The following is an 18273-nucleotide window of genomic DNA, read 5'->3' as shown; positions in this document are numbered from 1 at the left end:
ACGGCCGTCGGCCGCGCCTTCCGAGAACGGAAGAGCGCGGCCGACGGCCTGAAGCAATGCCGGGCTGTTCTTAGATGTCGTAGTAAAGCTCGAACTCGTGCGGGTGCGGCCGCAGCTGGATCGGGGCGATTTCGTTGGTGCGCTTGTAGTCGATCCAGGTCTCGATCAGGTCGGCGGTGAAGACGCCGCCCTGCTGGAGGTACTCGTTGTCCTCTTCGAGGGCGTCGAGGACGGCCGGGAGGGAGGTGGGGACCTGCGGGACGCCCGCGTGCTCCTCGGGGGCGAGCTCGTAGAGGTCCTTGTCGATCGGCTCGGCCGGCTCGATCTTGTTCTTGACGCCGTCCAGGCCCGCCAGGAGGAGGGCGGAGAACGCCAGGTAGGGGTTCGAGGACGGGTCCGGGGCGCGGAACTCGACGCGCTTGGCCTTCGGGTTCGAGCCGGTGATCGGGATGCGCATGGCCGCGGAGCGGTTGCGCTGGGAGTAGACCAGGTTGACCGGGGCCTCGAAGCCGGGGACCAGGCGGTGGTAGGAGTTCACCGTCGGGTTGGTGAAGGCCAGCAGCGACGGGGCGTGCTTGAGGATGCCGCCGATGTAGTAGCGGGCGGTGTCCGAGAGGCCGGCGTAGCCCTGCTCGTCGTAGAAGAGGGGCGCGCCCGCCTGCCACAGCGACTGGTGGACGTGCATACCGGAGCCGTTGTCGCCGAAGATCGGCTTGGGCATGAAGGTCGCGGTCTTGCCGTTGCGCCAGGCGACGTTCTTGACGATGTACTTGAACAGCATCAGGTCGTCGGCGGCGGCGAGCAGGGTGTTGAACTTGTAGTTGATCTCGGCCTGGCCGGCGGTGCCGACCTCGTGGTGCTGGCGCTCGACCTGGAGGCCGGCCTTGTCCAGCTCCAGGGAGATCTCGGCGCGCAGGTCGGCGAAGTGGTCGACCGGCGGGGCCGGGAAGTAGCCGCCCTTGTAGCGGACCTTGTAGCCGCGGTTGTTCTCTTCCGACCCGGTGTTCCAGGCGCCGGCCTCGGAGTCGATGTGGTAGAACGACTCGTTCGACTTCGTCTCGAAGCGCACATTGTCGAACACGTAGAACTCGGCCTCGGGGCCGAAGTACGCGGTGTCCGCGATGCCGGTGGAGGCGAGGTAGGCCTCAGCCTTCTTGGCGATGTTGCGCGGGTCACGGCTGTACTGCTCGCCCGTGATCGGGTCGTGGATGAAGAAGTTGACGTTGACCGTCTTGTCGCGGCGGAACGGGTCCACACGAGCGGTGGACAGGTCGGCGCGCAGAGCCATGTCGGACTCGTGAATGGCCTGGAAACCGCGGATCGAGGAGCCGTCGAACGCCAGCTCGTCGGCCGGGTCGAAGGCCGCTGCCGGGATCGTGAAGTGCTGCATCACACCGGGCAGGTCGCAGAAACGGACATCGATGAACTTGACGTCCTCGTCCGCGATGAACTTCTTGGCCTCGTCGGCGTTCTGGAACATCCAACTCCTCCTAGCCCGGTCACCGGTCGGCGGACGCGGGATTGCTACTCGGAACGCGACCATGTGCGGTGGCGCGCTCGCCCGACCATAGGCAGGCGGGATTTCCCAAGCATGACCCATTTGTTTCGCCGAGGTTAACCGCCGCGCGGTCGCTCTTACCCCCCAGTGTGCGCCCAAAAGGCGCATTACGGACCCCTCTGTGATGCCCTCGGTCCGGCGCCGCCACGGGCCCGCCCCGCCCGCGGCCGACCTCCGCGAAGCGAACGTATGCGGTCGCAGTACCGTGGTCGGGTGGACAACAGGCAAGCAATCGGATCGTGGATCTCCGGGCCCCGCGCGGCGGCGGAGGACATGGGTGTCGAGTTCGGATACCGCGGGCAGCGGCTCGGGCTGCCGGAGGAGGGGCCGGGCTCGCTGGCGCGCCCCGGGCGCCGCTTCGCCGCGCTCTTCATCGACTGGGCGCTGTGCCTGCTCATCGCCTACGGACTGCTCAGCGGCGGCAAGGCGCAGTCGGCGAGCAACTGGGCCCTGGTGATCTTCGCGGTGCTCAGCGTGCTGACGGTCGGCACGGTCGGCTTCACGCCGGGCAAGCGGCTGCTGGGTCTGCGGGTGCTCGCCGAGGGCGGCGGCCGGATCCCGCTGCCGCGGGTCGTGCTGCGTACGCTCCTGCTCGTCGTGGTCATCCCCGCCGTGGTCTGGGACCGCGACGGACGGGGACTGCACGACCGCCTGGTGCGCGCCGTCCAGGTCCGGATGTAGCGGAAGCCGCCGGTACCGGATGCGCCCGATACGGGTCCGGTACGGAAACGCCTGGATACGGGTGGGGCCCGGGACCGTCATGGTCCCGGGCCCCACCCGTATCACATGTCACAGGGATACGAGCCGATCGGCTCAGCGCATCTTGCCGCCGCCCTTGGGCATCCGCATGCCCTTCGGCATCGGACCCTTCGGCACCGGCATATTGCTCATCAGGTCGCCCAGCGCACGCAGCCGGTCGTTGACCGCGGTGACCTGGGCGCCGGGCAGTACACGCGGCAGCTTCAGCAGGGTCGTACGGAGCCGCTTCAGCGGCACCTGGCCCTCACCGTCACCCACCACGATGTCGTGCACCGGGGCGTCCGCAACCGTGCGCGCCATCCGCTTCTTCTCCGCGGCCAGCAGCCCCCGGAGACGGTTCGGGTTGCCCTCGCCGACCAGCACGATGCCGGCCTTGCCGACCGCGCGGTGCACCACGTCCTGGTTGCGGTTCATGGCCACCGCCGGGGTGACCGTCCAGCCGCGCCCGACGTTGTCCAGCACGGCCGCCGCCGCACCGGGCTGGCCCTCCATCTGCCCGAAGGCAGCGCGCTCGGCGCGCCGTCCGAAGACGATCGCCATTGCGAGGAAGGCCAGGACGAAGCCCAGGATTCCCGCGTAGATGGGGTGGCCGATCACGAAGCCGATGGCAAGGAGAACGCCGAATACGACGATGCCTACACCAGCGACGACTAGACCGACCTTGGAGTCGACCCGACGGGTCATCTTGTAGGTCAGGGCGATCTGCTTCAGTCGCCCGGGGTTCTCGGCGCCGGCAGCGCCGGCAGCGCCCTCAGCGTTTACCTTCCTCGCCATACAGCGCAGTCTACGTGGCCTGGGGACGGCGGGTCGCCGCGGCCTCCAGTACGTACTCGGCCTCGTACCGGTCCTTGGCGCGGCGGCGGTCCTCCAGGACCGACGTCCAGGCATTACGGCGGGCAGTGCGCTGCCCGCTGCGCATCAGGACGGCCTCGACGGCGCGCAGGGCACCGGTGACGGAGGGGATGGGGAGGGCGGGGGTGGCGCGGAGCGGCGCGGCCTGCATGGTGGGTGACTCCCTCGGGTCGGCGATCGATGAAGCAGGAGAGGTGCGGGAGCGGTGCGTACATCCATCGTCACGGAAAGGTGTTACCAACGGATGACCTGCCGGTCAAACACCAATGAAACGTTGACGCGGCCCGCCACGCCCCCCGTCCTGGGGGAGTGCGGGCCGCGTTTCCAGCATGTGCCACGTTTCACAAGGACGCGCGCCGGGAGCGTCAAACCGCCTGACTGGACGCCTCGACCTCGCGCCGCTCGATGGCCTGCTGGTAAAGGCGGCCGGCGCGGTAGGAGGAGCGGACCAGCGGGCCGGACATGACACCGGCGTAGCCGATCTCCTCGGCCTCTTCCTTGAGCTCGACGAACTCGGCCGGCTTGACCCACCGCTCGATGGGGTGGTGGCGGACCGACGGGCGCAGGTACTGGGTGATCGTGATCAGCTCACAGCCCGCGTCGTGGAGGTCCTGGAGCGCCTGGCTGATCTCCTCGCGCTCCTCGCCCATGCCCAGGATCAGGTTGGACTTGGTGACCAGACCGGCCTCACGGGACTTGGAGATGACCTCCAGCGAACGCTCGTAGCGGAAGCCGGGGCGGATCCGCTTGAAGATCCGCGGGACCGTCTCGACGTTGTGGGCCAGCACCTCGGGGCGGGAGGAGAAGACCTCGGCGAGCTGCTCGGGGACCGCGTTGAAGTCGGGGATCAGCAGCTCGACGCCGGTGTCGGGCATCGCGGCGTGGATCTGCCGCACGGTCTCGGCGTAGAGCCAGGCGCCGCCGTCCTCCAGGTCGTCGCGCGCGACGCCGGTGATCGTGGCGTACTTCAGGCCCATGGTCTGCACGGACTCGGCGACCCGGCGGGGCTCGTCGCGGTCCAGCTCCTGCGGCTTGCCGGTGTCGATCTGGCAGAAGTCGCAGCGGCGGGTGCACTGGTCGCCGCCGATGAGGAAGGTCGCCTCGCGGTCCTCCCAGCACTCGAAGATGTTGGGACAGCCCGCCTCCTGGCAGACCGTGTGCAGACCCTCGCTCTTGACCAGGCCCTGGAGGTGGTTGTACTCGGGACCCATTTTCGCCCGGGTCTTGATCCACTCGGGCTTGCGCTCGATCGGGGTCTGGCTGTTCCGGACCTCCAGGCGCAACATCTTGCGTCCGTCGGGTGCGACTGCGGACACGTCCGGCTCCCTACGACTTCGTTTCTACGGCGTACACCAGGGTACGCCCGATGATTCGCACGTCTTTACGCGCATGACAACGCCCGGTGGAAGGGGCGCATTCCCGCACCACGGGGCCGGTCATACGGCCCTCGGCAGCAGCTCGGCGTGCTCCAGGACGTCCCGCAGATGCTTCTCGACGACCGGCAGCACCTCGGCGATGGTGATCTCGCGGCCCAGCTCCCCGGCGAGCGAGGCGACGCCGGCGTCCCGGATGCCGCACGGGACGATCTTGTCGAACGAGGTGTTGTCCGGGTTCACGTTCAGCGCGAAGCCGTGCATCGTGACGCCCTTGGCGACCCGGATGCCGATCGCGGCGAGCTTGCGGTCCTCGCGTCGCTGGCCGGCGTTGGACGGGGCGTACTCGGGGCCGTTGAGCCGCGGGTCGAACAGCTCGTCCGCCAGCCGCGGGTCGAAGTCGAGGTTCAGCCCGCCCAGGGCCGCCCGCTCCTCGACCGGGTCGCCCAGCTTCCACACCCCGCTGCGGCCCTCGACCCGGGAGGCCTCGACACCGAAGTCGGCGCAGACGCGGATCAGCGCCTCTTCGAGACGGCGGACGTGCGCGACGACGTCGACCGGGCGCGGCAGCTTCTGGATGGGGTAGCCCACCAGCTGGCCGGGCCCGTGCCAGGTGATCTTGCCGCCGCGGTCCACGTCGATGACCGGGGTCCCGTCCAGGGGGCGCTCGTCGTCGGTCGTGCGCCGGCCCGCGGTGTACACGGCCTGGTGCTCCAGCAGCAGACAGGTGTCGGGCACCTCGTCGGCGAACCGGGCGGCGTGCACCCGGCGCTGCTCCTGCCACGCCGACTCGTAGTCCACCGCCTCGGCGCCGAAGCCCAGATGCACAAAGCGCAGCCCCTCGGGTACGGGGGTCTCCCCCCGAGAGATCGCAGTCACGGCAGCTCCTCTTCGAACCTCTGTTGCCGGGGCGGCAAGGTTGATGTCCTTCCGGTGCCCGGCGCCCCTGCAAGGGTACGGCGGCCGGTTCCGGACCCTTCAGGCGGCCGGTGGGCGCACCCCCGGAGGAGCCCCCGCCCCTGCTCACACGATCGGATGAACGCAGGCCGCAGGCGGCGAGAACGGCCCCGAAGGCCGTTACATTCACGCCGTTCCACGAGGGCGATGAGCATGCCGGACAGGGTCCGCCGAACCCGGCTGCCCGACCCGGAAGGCAGGAGACCGGTAAAGCTGATGACGGATCGACCCCCGCACCACACACCCAACCGCCAGCTGGCCGCACTCATCGCCGAGGCGGGATTTTCCAACGCCGGCCTGGCCAGACGGGTTGACCAACTCGGCCTGGAGCATGGGCTCGACCTCCGTTACGACAAGACCTCGGTGACCCGGTGGCTGCGCGGCCAGCAGCCGCGGGGCACCACCCCCGCACTGATCGCCGAGGTGTTCACCCGTCGGCTCGGCCGCCGACTGTCCGCCCAGGACCTCGGGCTGGACGCCTGTGCGCCGGTGTACGCCGGGCTGGAGTTCGCCTCGACGCCCAGCGAGGCGGTGGACATCGTCAGCGGCCTGTGGCGCAAGGACTCCGGCAGCCATGCCGAACTCCGCAAGATCGCCTTCACCCCGGCCGGGCTGGTGGTGCCCAGCCGGGACTGGCTGATCGGCCGCCCCGACGACCGGGTCGCCCGCGGCGAACCGGCCGGCGAGGCCGCGGGCCGGGTGCCGGCCCAGGGCGGCCGGGCCTCGGTGCCGCGGCAGCGCCGTACCGACCGGGTCGACCGCACCGAGGGCTCCCGGGTCACCTCCGGCGACATCGCCGCGCTGCGCTCGGTCGGCGAGCTGTTCCGGGCGCTGGACCACGCCTACGGGGGCGGCCACGCCCGGCAGGCCCTGGTGCGCTATCTGGAGCACGAGGCCGAGCCGATGCTGCGCGGCACCTACGGGGAGGCCACCGGCCGCCGGCTCTTCGCGGCCGCGGCCGATCTGACCCGGCTGGCGGGCTGGACCTCGTACGACATCGCCGCACACGGCCTGGCACAGCGGTACTTCGTCCAGGCCCTCCGGTTGGCGCAGGCCGCCGGCGACCGGGCGTACGGCTCCTACGTCCTGGTGACGATGAGCCGGCAGGCTGTCTATCTGGGGCACGGCAGAGAGGCCGTCCAGCTGGCGCGCGTCGCGCAGCAGGGCATCGGCAGCAGCGCCCCGCCGGCCGTCCAGGCGCTGCTGCACGCCGCGGAGGCGCGCGGCCATGGCGTGCTGGGCGAGGTCCGGGCCTGCACCGCGGCGCTGGCCCGGGCGGAACGCGCGCTGGAGAGCGCCAGGCCCGGCGACGACACCCCGTACTGGGCGCGCTTCTTCGACGAGGCGCAGCTCGCCGACGAGCTGGCGCACTGCCACCGCGATCTCCAGCAGTACCGCGCGGCCTCCCAGCACGCCGAACGCTCCCTCCAGCTGCGCGCCGCCGGGTTTGCCCGTAGCCGGCTGTTCTGCCGGGTGGTGCTGGCGACCGCGCGGCTGGGCCTGGGGGAGCTGGAGCAGGCCTGCACGCTGGGGGCCGAGGCGGCGCTCCAGGCCTCCGAGATGCGGTCCGTACGCGCCCATGAGTACGTCAGGGAGTTCGAGCGCCGGCTGGAGCCGTACCGCGATGCGGCGGCGGTGCGTGGCTATCGCGAGCGGGTGGCGGCGCTGGGCTGACCGGCGGCCGTACGCGGACGGGGCCCGGTCGGCAGCCGCCGGGCCCCGTCCGTCGCCGCGCCGGTCAGGCCGCCGCCCGCAGGGTGTCCGGCTCCGTGGTCAGGGCCGGCAGGCCGAAGTCCTGGAGGAGCGCACGGGCGGCCCGGCGGCCCGAGTTCAGCGCGCCCTGGAGGGTGCTGGTGTCGCGGTGGTCGCCGCACACGTAGAGACCGGCGAGCACCCGCACGGTGCGCTCCGGATCGTGCGGCGCCGGCATCGCGGGGACCGCGTACGGATCGTGATGGCCGGTCAGCAGCTCCCAGTCGTCGGCCCGTGCCCCGTAGATCCGCTCCAGCTGGGGCCGGACCGTCTTGTCGAGGACGGACAGCGGCAGCGCCGCCGCGCCGCCGAGCACGGTCGTGGTGATCAGCGACCGGCCGGGCGGCGTACGGGACGGGTCGATCGCGCCGGCGAGGTAGCTGTAGGCGACCGGGCCGTCCGTCGGCAGTACCAGGGTGGTGTCCCGGAACGCCGCGCCACGGCCGCCGGGCAGGGCTCCGGCGGTGTGGTGCAGCACCGCCACGGGGTGGAAGGCGGGCACCCGCAGCCCCGGCAGCAGTTTGGCCGCGTCGCGGGCGCCGGTGGCCACCAGGACCGCACGGCAGGGGATGGAGCCGTGTTCGGCGGTGCTGACGCCCGTGATGGAGACCGAGGTGACCCGGACCGACGTACGGACCGTGCCGGGCGGCAGCGCGGCGGCGAGCAGTTCGGGGACGGCCGAGGAGCCGCCGCCCGGCAGCCACAGCCGCCCCTCGGCGTACGCTCGGAGCGCGGCCGTCGCACCCCGGGTCGACCCGCGCAGCCGCGGATCGCAGAGCAGCGCGGCCAGCAGCGGCCGCAGAAAGGCGTCATGGGCGCGGGGCGGGAAGGCGGGGCGGCTGGCCAGGGCGTCGCGGAGGGGACGGTCGGGGGGCGGGAGGGCGGACGGGGTGGCGCGGTCGGTGCGGTGGTCCGGGTGCGGGTGGGACCAGCGGTCGGCGCGCGAGAGGGCGCGCGCTGCGGAGAGTGCGCCCCTTGTGCTCCGGGGTGCGCTGATGCGCTGCACCCGCTGGCCGTTGTGGACGCTCAGACCGGGCGCGAACGGACGCAGCGTCAGCTCTTCCAGCCCCGGTGTACGGCGCAGCTCGGCGGCGGAGACCGCCAGCGGCCGGCCGCAGCGGTCCAGCCGGAAGCCGTCGAGACGGTCGGTGGCGGACCTGCCGCCGATCCGTTCCGCGGCCTCCAGGACGGTGACCGACACTCCGGCGCCGGTCAGATGGCGGGCGGCGGCGAGACCGGCCGGGCCGGCTCCCACGATGACGACGTCCACGGTCGATGCGGTGCGCAGCACAAGCCCCTCCCGGAGATCGGTTCCAGCGGCGGCGCAACGTTGTCATGCCCGGTGCGGGTGCGCGGGATGCCGCGTGGTGTGTGGGAGGACGGTAGGGGGCGGGGGGCGCGTGCGACAGGGGGCGTCCAGGGCGCGCCGAAGCACCCTTGGCCAAGGCTTGCCGGGGGCGGGGCGTCTACGACGCCTGGACGGCCGCGCCACCCGCACCGGCCGCGGAAGACAGGCCTAGGCCGCCCGTACCGCTTCGACGATGCGCGGATGGTCGTAGGCGAACCCGGAATCCAGCAGCCGCCGCGGGATGACCCGCTGGCTGCCCAGCACATCCTCGGCGAAGTCCCCGAGGGCGATCCGCAGCACCGGCGCGGGGACGGTGAGGAGCGTGGGCCGGTTCAGCACCCGGCCCATGACGGCGGTGACCTCGCGGTTGGTCACCGGCTCCGGGGCGGTGAGGTTCACCGGACCGGTCAGCTCCTCGGTGTCGAGGAGGTGGCGCAGCGCCCTGATGTGGTCGTGCAGGGAGATGAAGCTCCAGTACTGGCTGCCGTCGCCGAGCCGCCCGCCCAGGCCGGCCCGGAAGAGCGGGAAGAGCCGGCCCCAGGCGCCGCCCGCGCGCGCCACGACGAGTCCGGTGCGGGCGAGGACGGTACGGATCCCCGCGTCCTGGGCCGGTTTCGCGGCGTTCTCCCAGGCCACACAAACCTCCGGCAGGAACCCCGAACCGGCCGGCGAGGTCTCGTCCACCCGCCGGTCACCGGTGTCGCCGTAGTAGCCGATCGCGCTGCCGCTCACGAAGACCCGCGGCGGGGTGTCCATCGAGGCGAGTGCCGAGGCGATGGCCCGGGTGCCCAGCACCCGGCTGTCGCGGATCTCCTGTTTGTACGCGGCCGTCCAGCGGTGGTCGCCGACCCCGGCACCGGCCAGGTGCACCACCGCCTCGCAGCCGGCCAGCCCGGCCGCGTCGACCCGCTGCGCCTTGGGGTCCCAGCGCACCTCGTCGGCGGCCGTGGGCGCACGCCGTACGAGCCGGACGACCTCATGACCGTCCGCGCGCAGCGAGCGTACGAGTTCCGTGCCGATGAGTCCGGTCGAGCCGGTGATCGCGATCCGCATGGGCCCATACTGCCCGCCGGGCCGCGCCGACGGCGGCATACGGCGTGTCCGGGGGCCGGGGCGCCCGGACCGGCTTCTGCTATGGCTGTCGCTACGGCTATGGCTATGGCTTGAAACGGTCCCAAAGGGTGGGGAAGCGCTCCGCCAGCGTCTCGTCGTCGTCGAAGTCGACGTAGGTGCCGAGCGGTTCGCGGGGCGGCGGGGGCAGCCCCAGATCCGGCATCACGCCGCCGGTCATCTGCTCGTACGCCTCGTCGGCCGCGTAACCGAGCTCCTCGGCGTCGCCGTCCACCGCTTCGTCGAAGTCGTCCAGCAGCTCGGCGAGGTGGTCCGGGTCGTGCAGCGCACCCTCGAAGACCTCCCGGCCCTGGCCGATCAGCCAGCAGCGGAAGTAGTCGAAGGCGTCGTCGCTGGCACCGCCCAGCATCACCGAGGCCGCGGCCCACAGGTCCCAGGTGTACGCCCGGTTGTAGCGGGCTTCGAAGTGGCGGGCGAAGTCCACGACGGCATCCGGGTCGCGGCCGAGCAGCCGTTCGACCAGTGCGTCGGCCTGCTCTTCGGGGTCGCCCTCGGCGGCCTCGCGGGAACCGTCGATCAGCTCCCAGAACTCCGTCTCGTCCATCACCGCTCCAGCATCTGCCCTGCCGCCGCGCGTCGCATGCGGAGTCCCCCGGATGCGGCCGTGTCGTTATCCGGACGGCGGTCCTCCGGGAAGGTGGCGGGGCGGCGGAGGGGTCGGTGGCGGGCCGGTGACCGGTCGGACGGAGAAGAGTGACGGCGGTGACGGGGGCTGGTGACGGGTCGTCCGGACCCGCCGGCGCGGCCCCCGTGCGTGTGACCGTCCAAAGAATCACTCGTTGGAAGGCTTGCAACGACCGAACGACGGCATAGACGACAAAGCTGACAATGCGTGGAGGGCTGTTCCAGGCCATGCCCATGGACGAACGCACCCGGGCCGATGTCGAACGGGCCGAGGCGGTCATCGTCGAGCACTATCCACGGCTCGTCCGCCTCGCCTACCTCGTCCTGCCCCCGTCGATGGGCCGCCACCGCCGGGTCCTGACCGCCCACGGCCTGGTCCAGCGGGCGCTTCCGCGGGCCCTCCGCCGCCGGCCGGCCCGGGGGCTGCCGGCCCAGCGCGGTCCGGCACCCGAGGGCGGCTACGACGCCGTACGGCTGCGGATCCTGCGGATGGCCCTGGCGTACGAGGGACGGCCGGGCCACCCGCCGCCGCCCGTCCCCGTGGTGTGGGGGCTGCGGCTCTTCCCCCGGGCCGGCGGCGCCGATGAACTCGCCCTGGACCAGGCGCTGTCCGCCGTCCCGGCGGCGGTACGGGCGGCCATCGGGCTGTGGCACCTGGAGGGCCTGGACGAGGACGCGGCACGCACCGTACTGGAGCGGGCCGGGACCGAGGACCCGGACGCCGCGCAGCGGCTGGCCGGGCAACTGGACCGGGAGACCGTGGTCGGCGCCGCGGCGCTGCTGAACTCGGGGGAGTTCGACCCGTGCACGGTGCAGACCCGGCCGACGGACCTGCTGCGCCGCCGGCAGCGGCTGCGGACCTCGGTGGCGCTGGCGGCCGTGGCGGCGATCGGCGCGGTGGCGCTGGCGGTGGTCGTGGCGGCGGTGCCGGACGACGGTGACCAGCGGGCCCGTACCAGGACCGCCGCCCAGCAGGCCCTGGACCCGGCCCGGCTGCTGCGTACGCCCAACGAGCAGTGGGCCGACACCTCGCGCGTCGACTTCACCGCCTGGCCCGCCCGCGGCCGGCAAGCCGGGGACCAGGAGCTGCTGGGGCGGGCGCTGCGGGTCTGGGCCGCGCCACCCGCCGACGCCCGGATCACCGCGACCGCGGGCACCTCCACCCGCCCGCCGGACCATCCGCCGCAGCTGCTGTACGCCGGGCTGATCGACAACGTCATGGTCGTCGTCCTCCACGACGGCGAGCGCCTGGTCCGCTACGCCGAACCCGAAGACGCCACCCCCACCCTGCACTTCGCCCGGGTCGACGACGCCGACCTGACGACCGGTGCGGGGCTGGTGATCGGCCGTGGCAACGGCTGGATGCGCTATCTGCTCGCGCCGTGGATCTCCGAGGTCACCACCCGCGATCTGCTGGCGCCGGGCGCTCCGCCGCACGGCCTGCATGTCGCGCCGGACGGCGTGACCGACCGGATCGCCACCCCGCCCCCGGCGGGCACCGGCTGCGGACGCTGGCCGGTGGCGCAATTCCGCCCCTCGACGCGGCTCGGGGCGAACGCCCCCGCCTTCCTGCTGGCCGACCTCGACGACCTCGTCCCCGTCCATCTCACCGCAACGCCCCCCGCCTCCCTGCCGGCGCAGGCCGGCGCCCCCGACCCGGACGTCGTGCCGCGCGAGGCCACCGATCCCGTGGCGTTGCAGAACTGGGCCCGTACAGCCTGCTCCTTGGGGACGCTACGGGGCGCCGGTGTGCGGTCCGTCAACAACTGGGCGTTCGCCGAACAGCCCCTCCCCGAGGGCGGCGGCAGGGCGACCTGGGTCTGCAGCCGCGCCGACACCTGGCGCGGGCCCGGCAGCGTGACCGTCCGGTTCCTGCCGCCCGCCGTACGTCCGGCCGATCCCGGACGGATCGTGGGCCGGGCCGCCGACACCGCGGCCTGTAGCCGGTTCGGTCCGGAGGTGGTCGGAGACGTCAACTGGCAGGCGGCATCCGGCAAGTGGTACCTGCTGGCGGCGGGCAGCAGCCGGATCGCCGGCCTCGACGCCACGGGCGGCGTACGGGCCACCTCCACGACCGCCACCCTCACCGCACCGGCCGGACAGCCCGCGCCTGCGGAGGTGGTCGGGCGGCTACGGGACGGCGGGAGCGTACGGGCGCTGCGGTGAGGGTGGCGGTCGTGTGGGAGCTGGGCCGTAGGACCGGCCTTACGGGCGCTGCGGCCTCAGGACCGGATGTACGGGAGCCCCGGAGTTGGAACGGTCGTACGGGGGACCGGCCGACGCGTACGGGCCGGACGGAGAACCGGACAACCGACGAGTCCGGACCGGACGGGAACTGGCGAACCGGAACCGACTCGTGCCGGAGCCGATACCGGACAGAAGGTGTCGGGATTAGCTGCGAATGTCGCCGTGTACGGATGCGAGACACCTGACACGTGACACCTGACACGTGGGTGACACCTGACACCTGACACCGAGGAGTGGCATACGTGGCGGCACAGGCAGAACCGGGCGGACAGACGGCGAGGGGCGGACGGGCCGAGCCGGACGGAGGGGCAGCTCCCGCGGGGCAGGGGGCGGAACTGGCGGGCCGGGTGGTGCTGGTCGCCGGGGCGACCCGGGGCGCGGGCCGGGCGATGGCGGTGGAGCTGGGCCGGGCCGGCGCCCTGGTGTACGTGACCGGGCGGACGACCCGGGAGCGGGTCAGCGAGGTCGGCCGGCCCACGGAGACGATCGAGCAGACCGCGGAGCTGGTCACCGCGGCGGGTGGCACCGGGATCGCCGTACCGACCGACCATCTGGAGCCGGCGCAGGTCAAGGCGCTGACCGAGCGCATCGACCGGGAGCAGGGACGACTGGATGTGCTGGTCAACAGCGTCTGGGGCGGCGACCGGCTGATCGAGTTCGACACCAAGCTCTGGGACCTCGATCTGGACAAGGGCCTGCGGATGTTCCGGCTCGGCATCGACACCCACCTCATCACCGGCCATTACGCGCTGCCGCTGCTGATCCGGCGGCCCGGCGGGCTGGTCGTCGAGGTCACCGACGGCACCGCCGCCTTCAACCGCCGCTACCGCGGCAACCTCTGCTTCGACCTCACCAAGAACGCCCCGCACCGCATCGCCTTCGGCCTCGCCGACGAGCTGGCCGGGCACGGCGGCACGGCGGTTTCGCTCACCCCCGGATTCCTGCGGTCCGAGGAGATGCTGGACCACTTCGGGGTGACCGAGGAGAACTGGCGCGATGCGGTGGCAAAGGAGCCGCACTTCGCCATCGCCGAGTCGCCGGCCCTGATCGCCCGCGCCGTACGGGCGCTCGCCGCCGACCCCGACAAGCAGCGCTGGACCGGGCAGTCCCTCTCCAGCGGCCAACTGGCGAAGGAGTACGACTTCACCGACGTGGACGGCTCCCGCCCGGACGGCTTCGGCTACTTCGAGGACGTGGTCTTCGGCGGCAAGGACGCCGACGCGGCGGACTACCGGTAGCTCCGCCTCCCCCCCGGCTACGTGTACAGGGCGGCCGTCTCACGGGCGGCCGCCGCGAACCGCTCACGCAGCTCGGGGGGTTCGAGTATCTCGCCCTCCGGGCCGAGCGCCAGCAGCTGTGCGTAGGCCACCTCGGCGGACTCCACGGGCAGTCTGACGGTCAGCCGGCCGCGCTCGTCGGGGCCGCCGGCCGTCTGCGCCTCGTCGATCGCCTCGCGGGCCGCCGCACGCTCGGTGACGTACGGCAGTTGCCGCACCCCGCGCGCCGAGAGCCGGAGCACCACCTCCTCGCGCAGGATCGAGCGCGCGAACTGTGCGGCCCGCTCCGCCCAGAAGGCGGGCAGATCGAACGAGGCGTCGCGCTCGAAACGCCCCCCGCCCTCCGGTACGGACTCCATGGCGGATCCCATGGCGTATCCCATGGCCGACTTCACGGCCGGCTCCACGGCAGTGAACCGCTCGACCCGGTACACCCGGAAGTCCCCCTGCGTACGCGCCGCCAGATACCAGACCCCCGCCTTCAGCACGAGGCCGTACGGCTCCAACTCCCGCTCCACCTCGGTGTCCTTGCGGAGGTAGCGGGCGGTGATCCGGCGGTCGTCCCAGACCGCATCGGCGATCACGGGCAACAGTGCGGGCGTCTCGGGCTCCTGGTACCAGGCGGGCGCGTCGAGATGGAAGCGCTGGGCGGCGCCCGTCGCGGCGTCCTGCAACTCGGGCAGCAGCGCGGCGGAGACCTTCAGACGGGCGGCGGACGCGGCATCCGCGAGCCCCATCTCGCGCAGTGCGGACGGCACTCCGGACAGGAAGAGCGCTTCCGCCTCGCTGCGGCCGAGGCCGGTGAGGCGGGTGCGGTAGCCGCCTATGAGGCGGTAGCCGCCGGTCCGGCCGCGGTCCGCGTAAACGGGCACCCCGGCCTCGGAGAGGGAGAGCACGTCGCGCGCGACCGTACGCTCGGACACCTCCAGCTCCCGCGCCAGCTCGGCGGCCGTCATCGAAGGCCGCGACTGGAGCAGTAACACCATCTTGATCAGCCGTGCAGCACGCATATCCCCATCATGCAGGGGACCACTGACAACGCCCGGCGGCCGGTGGCCGGCGTCCGGCCCTTGCCCACCACGGGCCGTGGGCCCGCCCGCCCCGCATGTGCGCGGCCCCCCGCACGCGGCACTTGGCCCCACTACACCCGCCCACCCCCCGAAGGGGGGGTGGGCGGCGGGGAAAAAAGAGGGGCCTCGCGGAAAACAGGAGGCCGCCCCGCGTCGCCCCCGAGAGGTCCGCCCCGCGTCGCCCCCGAGAGGTCCGCCCCGCGTCGCCCCGAAAGGTCCGCCCCGCGTCCCTCTGCAAGGGGGCCCCGCGTCGCCCCCAAAGAAGGAAAGGCCCGGCCGTAGTCAGGGCGTGGTCGGCCGGGCCGGTTTGGGTTCCCGTGCGGAGGGTCCGGGCGCGGGAAGGTGTCCTCCGCACGGGAGTTCTGCGTGGCTGTGAGGGTGGGGGCGGGCGGCGCCGGTTTCGGCCGGGCCGCCCGTTCACCCGTCACAGGCCGTAGCGCTCCTTCGCCTCCTTGACGGCCTCCGGCTTGACCTCGCCGCGGCGGGCCAGGGCGGCCAGGGACTGGACGACCACGGACTGCGGGTCGACGCCGAAGTGGCGGCGGGCCGCCTCGCGGGTGTCCGAGAGGCCGAAGCCGTCGGTGCCGATGGAGGTCCAGTCCTGCTCGACCCACGGGGCGATCTGGTCCGGGACCGCCCGCATCCAGTCGCTCACCGCGACGACCGGGCCGGGGGCGCCGGCCAGCGCGCGGGTGACGTACGGGATGCGGTCGTCGCCCTCCATACGGGCGGCGTCGCACTCCAGGGCGTCGCGGCGCAGCTCCGTCCAGGATGGTGCCGACCAGACGTCCGCGGCCACGCCCCAGTCGGCGGCCAGCAGCTGCTGCGCCTCCAGGGCCCAGTGGATGGCGGTGCCGGAGGCGAGCAGCTGCATCCGGGGGGCGTCGGAGGCCGGGGCCTCGGCCTCCTTGAAGCGGTAGAGGCCCTTGAGGATGCCCTCCTCGACGCCCTCCGGCATGGGCGGCTGGACCTTGGTCTCGTTGTAGACCGTGAGGTAGTAGAAGATGTCCTCGCCGGCGGGGTGGGCATCCGTCGCGCCGTACATGCGGCGCAGGCCCTCCTTGACGATGACCGCGACCTCGTAGGCGAAGGCCGGGTCGTAGGAGAGCGCCGCGGGGTTGGTCGACGCGATGAGGTGGGAGTGGCCGTCGGCGTGCTGGAGGCCCTCGCCGGTCATGGTCGTACGGCCGGCGGTGGCGCCGATGACGAAGCCGCGGCCCAACTGGTCGGCCAGCGCCCAGAACTGGTCGGCGGTGCGCTGCCAGCCGAACATCGAGTAGAAGATGTAGAAGGGGATCATCGGCTCGCCGTGCGTCGCGTACGAGGTCGCGGCGGCGGTGAAGTCGGCGAGTGAACCGGCCTCGGTGATGCCCTCGTTGAGGATCTGGCCGTCCTTGGCTTCCTTGTACCAGAGCAGCTGATCCCGGTCGACGGGGTCGTACGTCGCGCCCCGGGGGGAGTACAGACCAGCCGTCGGGAAGAGGGACTCCATGCCGAAGGTGCGGGCCTCGTCGGGGACGATCGGGACCCAGCGCTTGCCGGTCTCCTTGTCCCGCATCAGGTCCTTGACCAGCCGGACGAACGCCATGGTGGTGGCGATCTCCTGGCTGCCGGAGCCCTTCTTCAGGGCGTCGAAGGCCTTGTCGGCGGGGAGCGGGAGCGGCTTGGGGATGACCTTGCGGGCGGGGGCCGGGCCGCCGAGGGCGGCGCGGCGGGCGCGCAGGTAGGCCATCTCGGGGGAGTCCTCGGCCGGGCGCCAGTACGGCACCTGGTCGCCCTCCAGCGCACTGTCCGGGATGGGGAGTTCGAGCACGTCACGCATGGTGCGGAACTCCGCCATGGTGAGCTTCTTCATCTGGTGGTTGGCGTTACGGGACTCGAAGCCCGCGCCGAGGGTGTAGCCCTTGACGGTCTGCGCCAGGATGACGGTCGGCGCGCCCTTGTGATCGACGGCGGCCTTGTAGGCGGCGTAGACCTTGCGCGGCTCGTGGCCGGCCCGGGAGGTCTGGAACAGCTCCAGTAGCTTGGCGTCGGAGAGCGTACGGGCGATGGCCTGAAGCGACTCGTTCGCGCCGAAGAAGTGCTCGCGCAGGTAGGCGGCGTCGCGGGTGGCGTACGTCTGGAACTGCGCGTCGGGGGTCTCGCCGAGGCGCCGGATCAGCGCGCCGTCGGTGTCGAGCGCGAAGACCTCGTCCCAGGCCTGGCCCCACAGCGACTTGACGACGTTCCAGCCGGCCGCGCGGAACTGGGCCTCCAGCTCCTGCACGATCTTGAAGTTGGGGCGGACCGGACCGTCGAGCCGCTGGAGGTTGCAGTTGATGACGAAGGTCAGGTTGTCCAGGCCTTCGCGGCCGGCCAGCGCGAGTGCGGCGGTCGACTCGGGCTCGTCCATCTCGCCGTCGCCCAGGAACGCCCAGACGTGCGAGCCGGCGGTGTCCTTGATGCCGCGGTGCTCCAGGTAGCGGTTGAAGCGCGCCTGGTAGATCGCCGAGAGCGGGCCCAGGCCCATGGAGACGGTGGGGAACTCCCACAGCCAGGGGAGGCGCCGGGGGTGCGGGTAGGACGGCAGGCCCTCGCCGCCGGCCTCCTGGCGGAAGTGGTCGAGGTGGTCCTCGGTGAGGCGGCCTTCGAGGAAGGCGCGGGCGTAGATGCCGGGGGAGGCGTGGCCCTGGATGTAGAGCTGGTCGCCGGAGCCGTCAGAGCCTTCGGAGGTGAGTCCCTCCTTGCCGCGGAAGAAGTGCTGGAAGCCGGTCTCGTAGAGCCAGGCGGCCGACGCGAAGGTGGCGATATGACCGCCGAGGCCGAGCTTGGAGCCACGGGTGACCATGGCGGCGGCGTTCCAGCGGTTCCAGGCCGTGATCCGGGCCTCCATCGCCTCGTCGCCCGGGAACTCGGGCTCGGCGGAGGTCGGGATGGTGTTGACGTAGTCCGTCTCCAGCAGGGACGGCAGGGCGGTCCCTTCGGTGCGCGCGGTGTGCTCCAGGGCACGGCGCATCAGGTACGCGGCGCGATGCGGGCCCGCTGCCTCGGTGACGGCGTCAAGCGACTGGCGCCACTCGGCCGTCTCCTCGGGGTCGCGGTCCGGGAGCTGGTCGAGCTGGCTGTACGGCAGGCGCACGGGGTCGGGCATGGGTGGCCCCTTTCCGGACGGGAGGGAAGCTCAGGGGTGTCGCCGGGACCGGGCCGCGCCCTGGGGCGTACGGCGGGGTCCCGGCGACACCCGGAGGCGAGATCGGCAGGTTCGGCAGGCAGGGTGTCGCGCCCCGAGCGAAGACGATACGCCTCTGATCGATGATCGATCAACGCTCAGCGAAGAAGAAACCGC

At 72.4% G+C, this 18273-nt stretch carries 14 protein-coding genes; 4 read left to right on the top strand and 10 right to left on the bottom strand.

All coding sequences use genetic code 11. The features are described from left to right. Positions 1-70: 70 nt before the first annotated feature. The gene (gene glnA, locus ACZ55A_RS01945; protein WP_468831680.1) at positions 71-1480 is read right to left on the bottom strand and encodes a type I glutamate--ammonia ligase; all 1410 of its coding nucleotides are present in this window, start codon (positions 1478-1480) and stop codon (positions 71-73) included. A gap of 291 nt (positions 1481-1771) precedes the next feature. Between glnA and ACZ55A_RS01940 the strand changes: the two genes are divergently transcribed. Then, on the top strand, positions 1772-2239 hold the full coding sequence (locus ACZ55A_RS01940; RefSeq protein ID WP_468831677.1) for an RDD family protein: 468 nt from the start codon (positions 1772-1774) through the stop codon (positions 2237-2239). A gap of 132 nt (positions 2240-2371) precedes the next feature. On the opposite strand, the gene ACZ55A_RS01935 is transcribed toward ACZ55A_RS01940, so the two are convergent. The 4 genes from ACZ55A_RS01935 to lipB all read right to left on the bottom strand — a co-directional run bounded on the left by ACZ55A_RS01935 (position 2372) and on the right by lipB (position 5421). Beyond that, entirely contained in the window at positions 2372-3091 is a 720-nt protein-coding gene (locus ACZ55A_RS01935) for a DUF4191 domain-containing protein (RefSeq protein ID WP_468831675.1), read from the bottom strand. A 10-nt stretch (positions 3092-3101) separates the two neighbouring features. After that, on the bottom strand, positions 3102-3320 hold the full coding sequence (locus ACZ55A_RS01930; RefSeq protein WP_468831672.1) for an SCO2195 family GlnR-regulated protein: 219 nt from the start codon (positions 3318-3320) through the stop codon (positions 3102-3104). A 214-nt stretch (positions 3321-3534) separates the two neighbouring features. Further along, complete coding sequence (lipA, locus tag ACZ55A_RS01925; protein ID WP_400067353.1) at positions 3535-4485, bottom strand: lipoyl synthase; 951 nt, start codon at positions 4483-4485, stop codon at positions 3535-3537. Positions 4486-4605: 120 nt separating this feature from the next. After that, positions 4606-5421 carry a lipoyl(octanoyl) transferase LipB gene (lipB, locus tag ACZ55A_RS01920; RefSeq protein ID WP_468831668.1) on the bottom strand — a complete coding sequence of 272 codons (816 nt, stop codon included), beginning with the start codon at positions 5419-5421 and terminating at the stop codon, positions 4606-4608. A 294-nt stretch (positions 5422-5715) separates the two neighbouring features. Between lipB and ACZ55A_RS01915 the strand changes: the two genes are divergently transcribed. Next, entirely contained in the window at positions 5716-7173 is a 1458-nt protein-coding gene (locus ACZ55A_RS01915; protein WP_468831665.1) for a regulator, read from the top strand. Positions 7174-7237: 64 nt separating this feature from the next. Here ACZ55A_RS01915 and ACZ55A_RS01910 read toward each other — a convergent pair whose 3' ends face one another. The 3 genes from ACZ55A_RS01910 to ACZ55A_RS01900 all read right to left on the bottom strand — a co-directional run bounded on the left by ACZ55A_RS01910 (position 7238) and on the right by ACZ55A_RS01900 (position 10274). Beyond that, the gene (locus ACZ55A_RS01910; RefSeq protein WP_468831662.1) at positions 7238-8542 is read right to left on the bottom strand and encodes an NAD(P)/FAD-dependent oxidoreductase; all 1305 of its coding nucleotides are present in this window, start codon (positions 8540-8542) and stop codon (positions 7238-7240) included. 225 nt (positions 8543-8767) lie between these two features. Then, positions 8768-9652 (bottom strand): TIGR01777 family oxidoreductase, encoded by an 885-nt coding sequence (locus ACZ55A_RS01905; protein WP_468831659.1) that lies wholly within the window; start codon positions 9650-9652, stop codon positions 8768-8770. Positions 9653-9755: 103 nt separating this feature from the next. Beyond that, positions 9756-10274 carry a DUF4240 domain-containing protein gene (locus ACZ55A_RS01900; protein ID WP_468831656.1) on the bottom strand — a complete coding sequence of 173 codons (519 nt, stop codon included), beginning with the start codon at positions 10272-10274 and terminating at the stop codon, positions 9756-9758. 314 nt (positions 10275-10588) lie between these two features. Between ACZ55A_RS01900 and ACZ55A_RS01895 the strand changes: the two genes are divergently transcribed. Both ACZ55A_RS01895 and ACZ55A_RS01890 read left to right on the top strand, forming a co-directional pair. Continuing rightward, on the top strand, positions 10589-12520 hold the full coding sequence (locus ACZ55A_RS01895) for a hypothetical protein (protein ID WP_468831653.1): 1932 nt from the start codon (positions 10589-10591) through the stop codon (positions 12518-12520). Between the two features lie 416 nt (positions 12521-12936). Continuing rightward, entirely contained in the window at positions 12937-13839 is a 903-nt protein-coding gene (locus ACZ55A_RS01890; protein WP_468834532.1) for an SDR family oxidoreductase, read from the top strand. 17 nt (positions 13840-13856) lie between these two features. On the opposite strand, the gene ACZ55A_RS01885 is transcribed toward ACZ55A_RS01890, so the two are convergent. Then, positions 13857-14888 carry a helix-turn-helix transcriptional regulator gene (locus ACZ55A_RS01885; RefSeq protein ID WP_468831650.1) on the bottom strand — a complete coding sequence of 344 codons (1032 nt, stop codon included), beginning with the start codon at positions 14886-14888 and terminating at the stop codon, positions 13857-13859. A gap of 484 nt (positions 14889-15372) precedes the next feature. After that, positions 15373-18078 carry a pyruvate dehydrogenase (acetyl-transferring), homodimeric type gene (gene aceE / locus ACZ55A_RS01880; RefSeq protein ID WP_468831647.1) on the bottom strand — a complete coding sequence of 902 codons (2706 nt, stop codon included), beginning with the start codon at positions 18076-18078 and terminating at the stop codon, positions 15373-15375. Between the last annotated feature and the right edge of the window lie 195 nt (positions 18079-18273).

It is taken from the genome of Streptomyces sp. NPDC034111, from assembly GCF_055575375.1.
This window is presented reverse-complemented; position numbering and strand designations above follow the sequence as displayed.

Excerpts from the sequence above, each read along its gene's own strand:
- glnA (WP_468831680.1), bottom strand. The coding sequence starts at position 1,480 with ATGTTCCAGAACGCCGACGAGGCCAAGAAGTTCATCGCGGACGAGGAC.
- ACZ55A_RS01935 (WP_468831675.1), bottom strand. The coding sequence starts at position 3,091 with ATGGCGAGGAAGGTAAACGCTGAGGGCGCTGCCGGCGCTGCCGGCGCC.
- ACZ55A_RS01930 (WP_468831672.1), bottom strand. The coding sequence starts at position 3,320 with ATGCAGGCCGCGCCGCTCCGCGCCACCCCCGCCCTCCCCATCCCCTCC.
- ACZ55A_RS01915 (WP_468831665.1), top strand. The coding sequence starts at position 5,716 with ATGACGGATCGACCCCCGCACCACACACCCAACCGCCAGCTGGCCGCA.
- ACZ55A_RS01905 (WP_468831659.1), bottom strand. The coding sequence starts at position 9,652 with ATGCGGATCGCGATCACCGGCTCGACCGGACTCATCGGCACGGAACTC.
- ACZ55A_RS01900 (WP_468831656.1), bottom strand. The coding sequence starts at position 10,274 with ATGGACGAGACGGAGTTCTGGGAGCTGATCGACGGTTCCCGCGAGGCC.
- ACZ55A_RS01895 (WP_468831653.1), top strand. The coding sequence starts at position 10,589 with ATGGACGAACGCACCCGGGCCGATGTCGAACGGGCCGAGGCGGTCATC.
- ACZ55A_RS01885 (WP_468831650.1), bottom strand. The coding sequence starts at position 14,888 with ATGCGTGCTGCACGGCTGATCAAGATGGTGTTACTGCTCCAGTCGCGG.
- aceE (WP_468831647.1), bottom strand. The coding sequence starts at position 18,078 with ATGCCCGACCCCGTGCGCCTGCCGTACAGCCAGCTCGACCAGCTCCCG.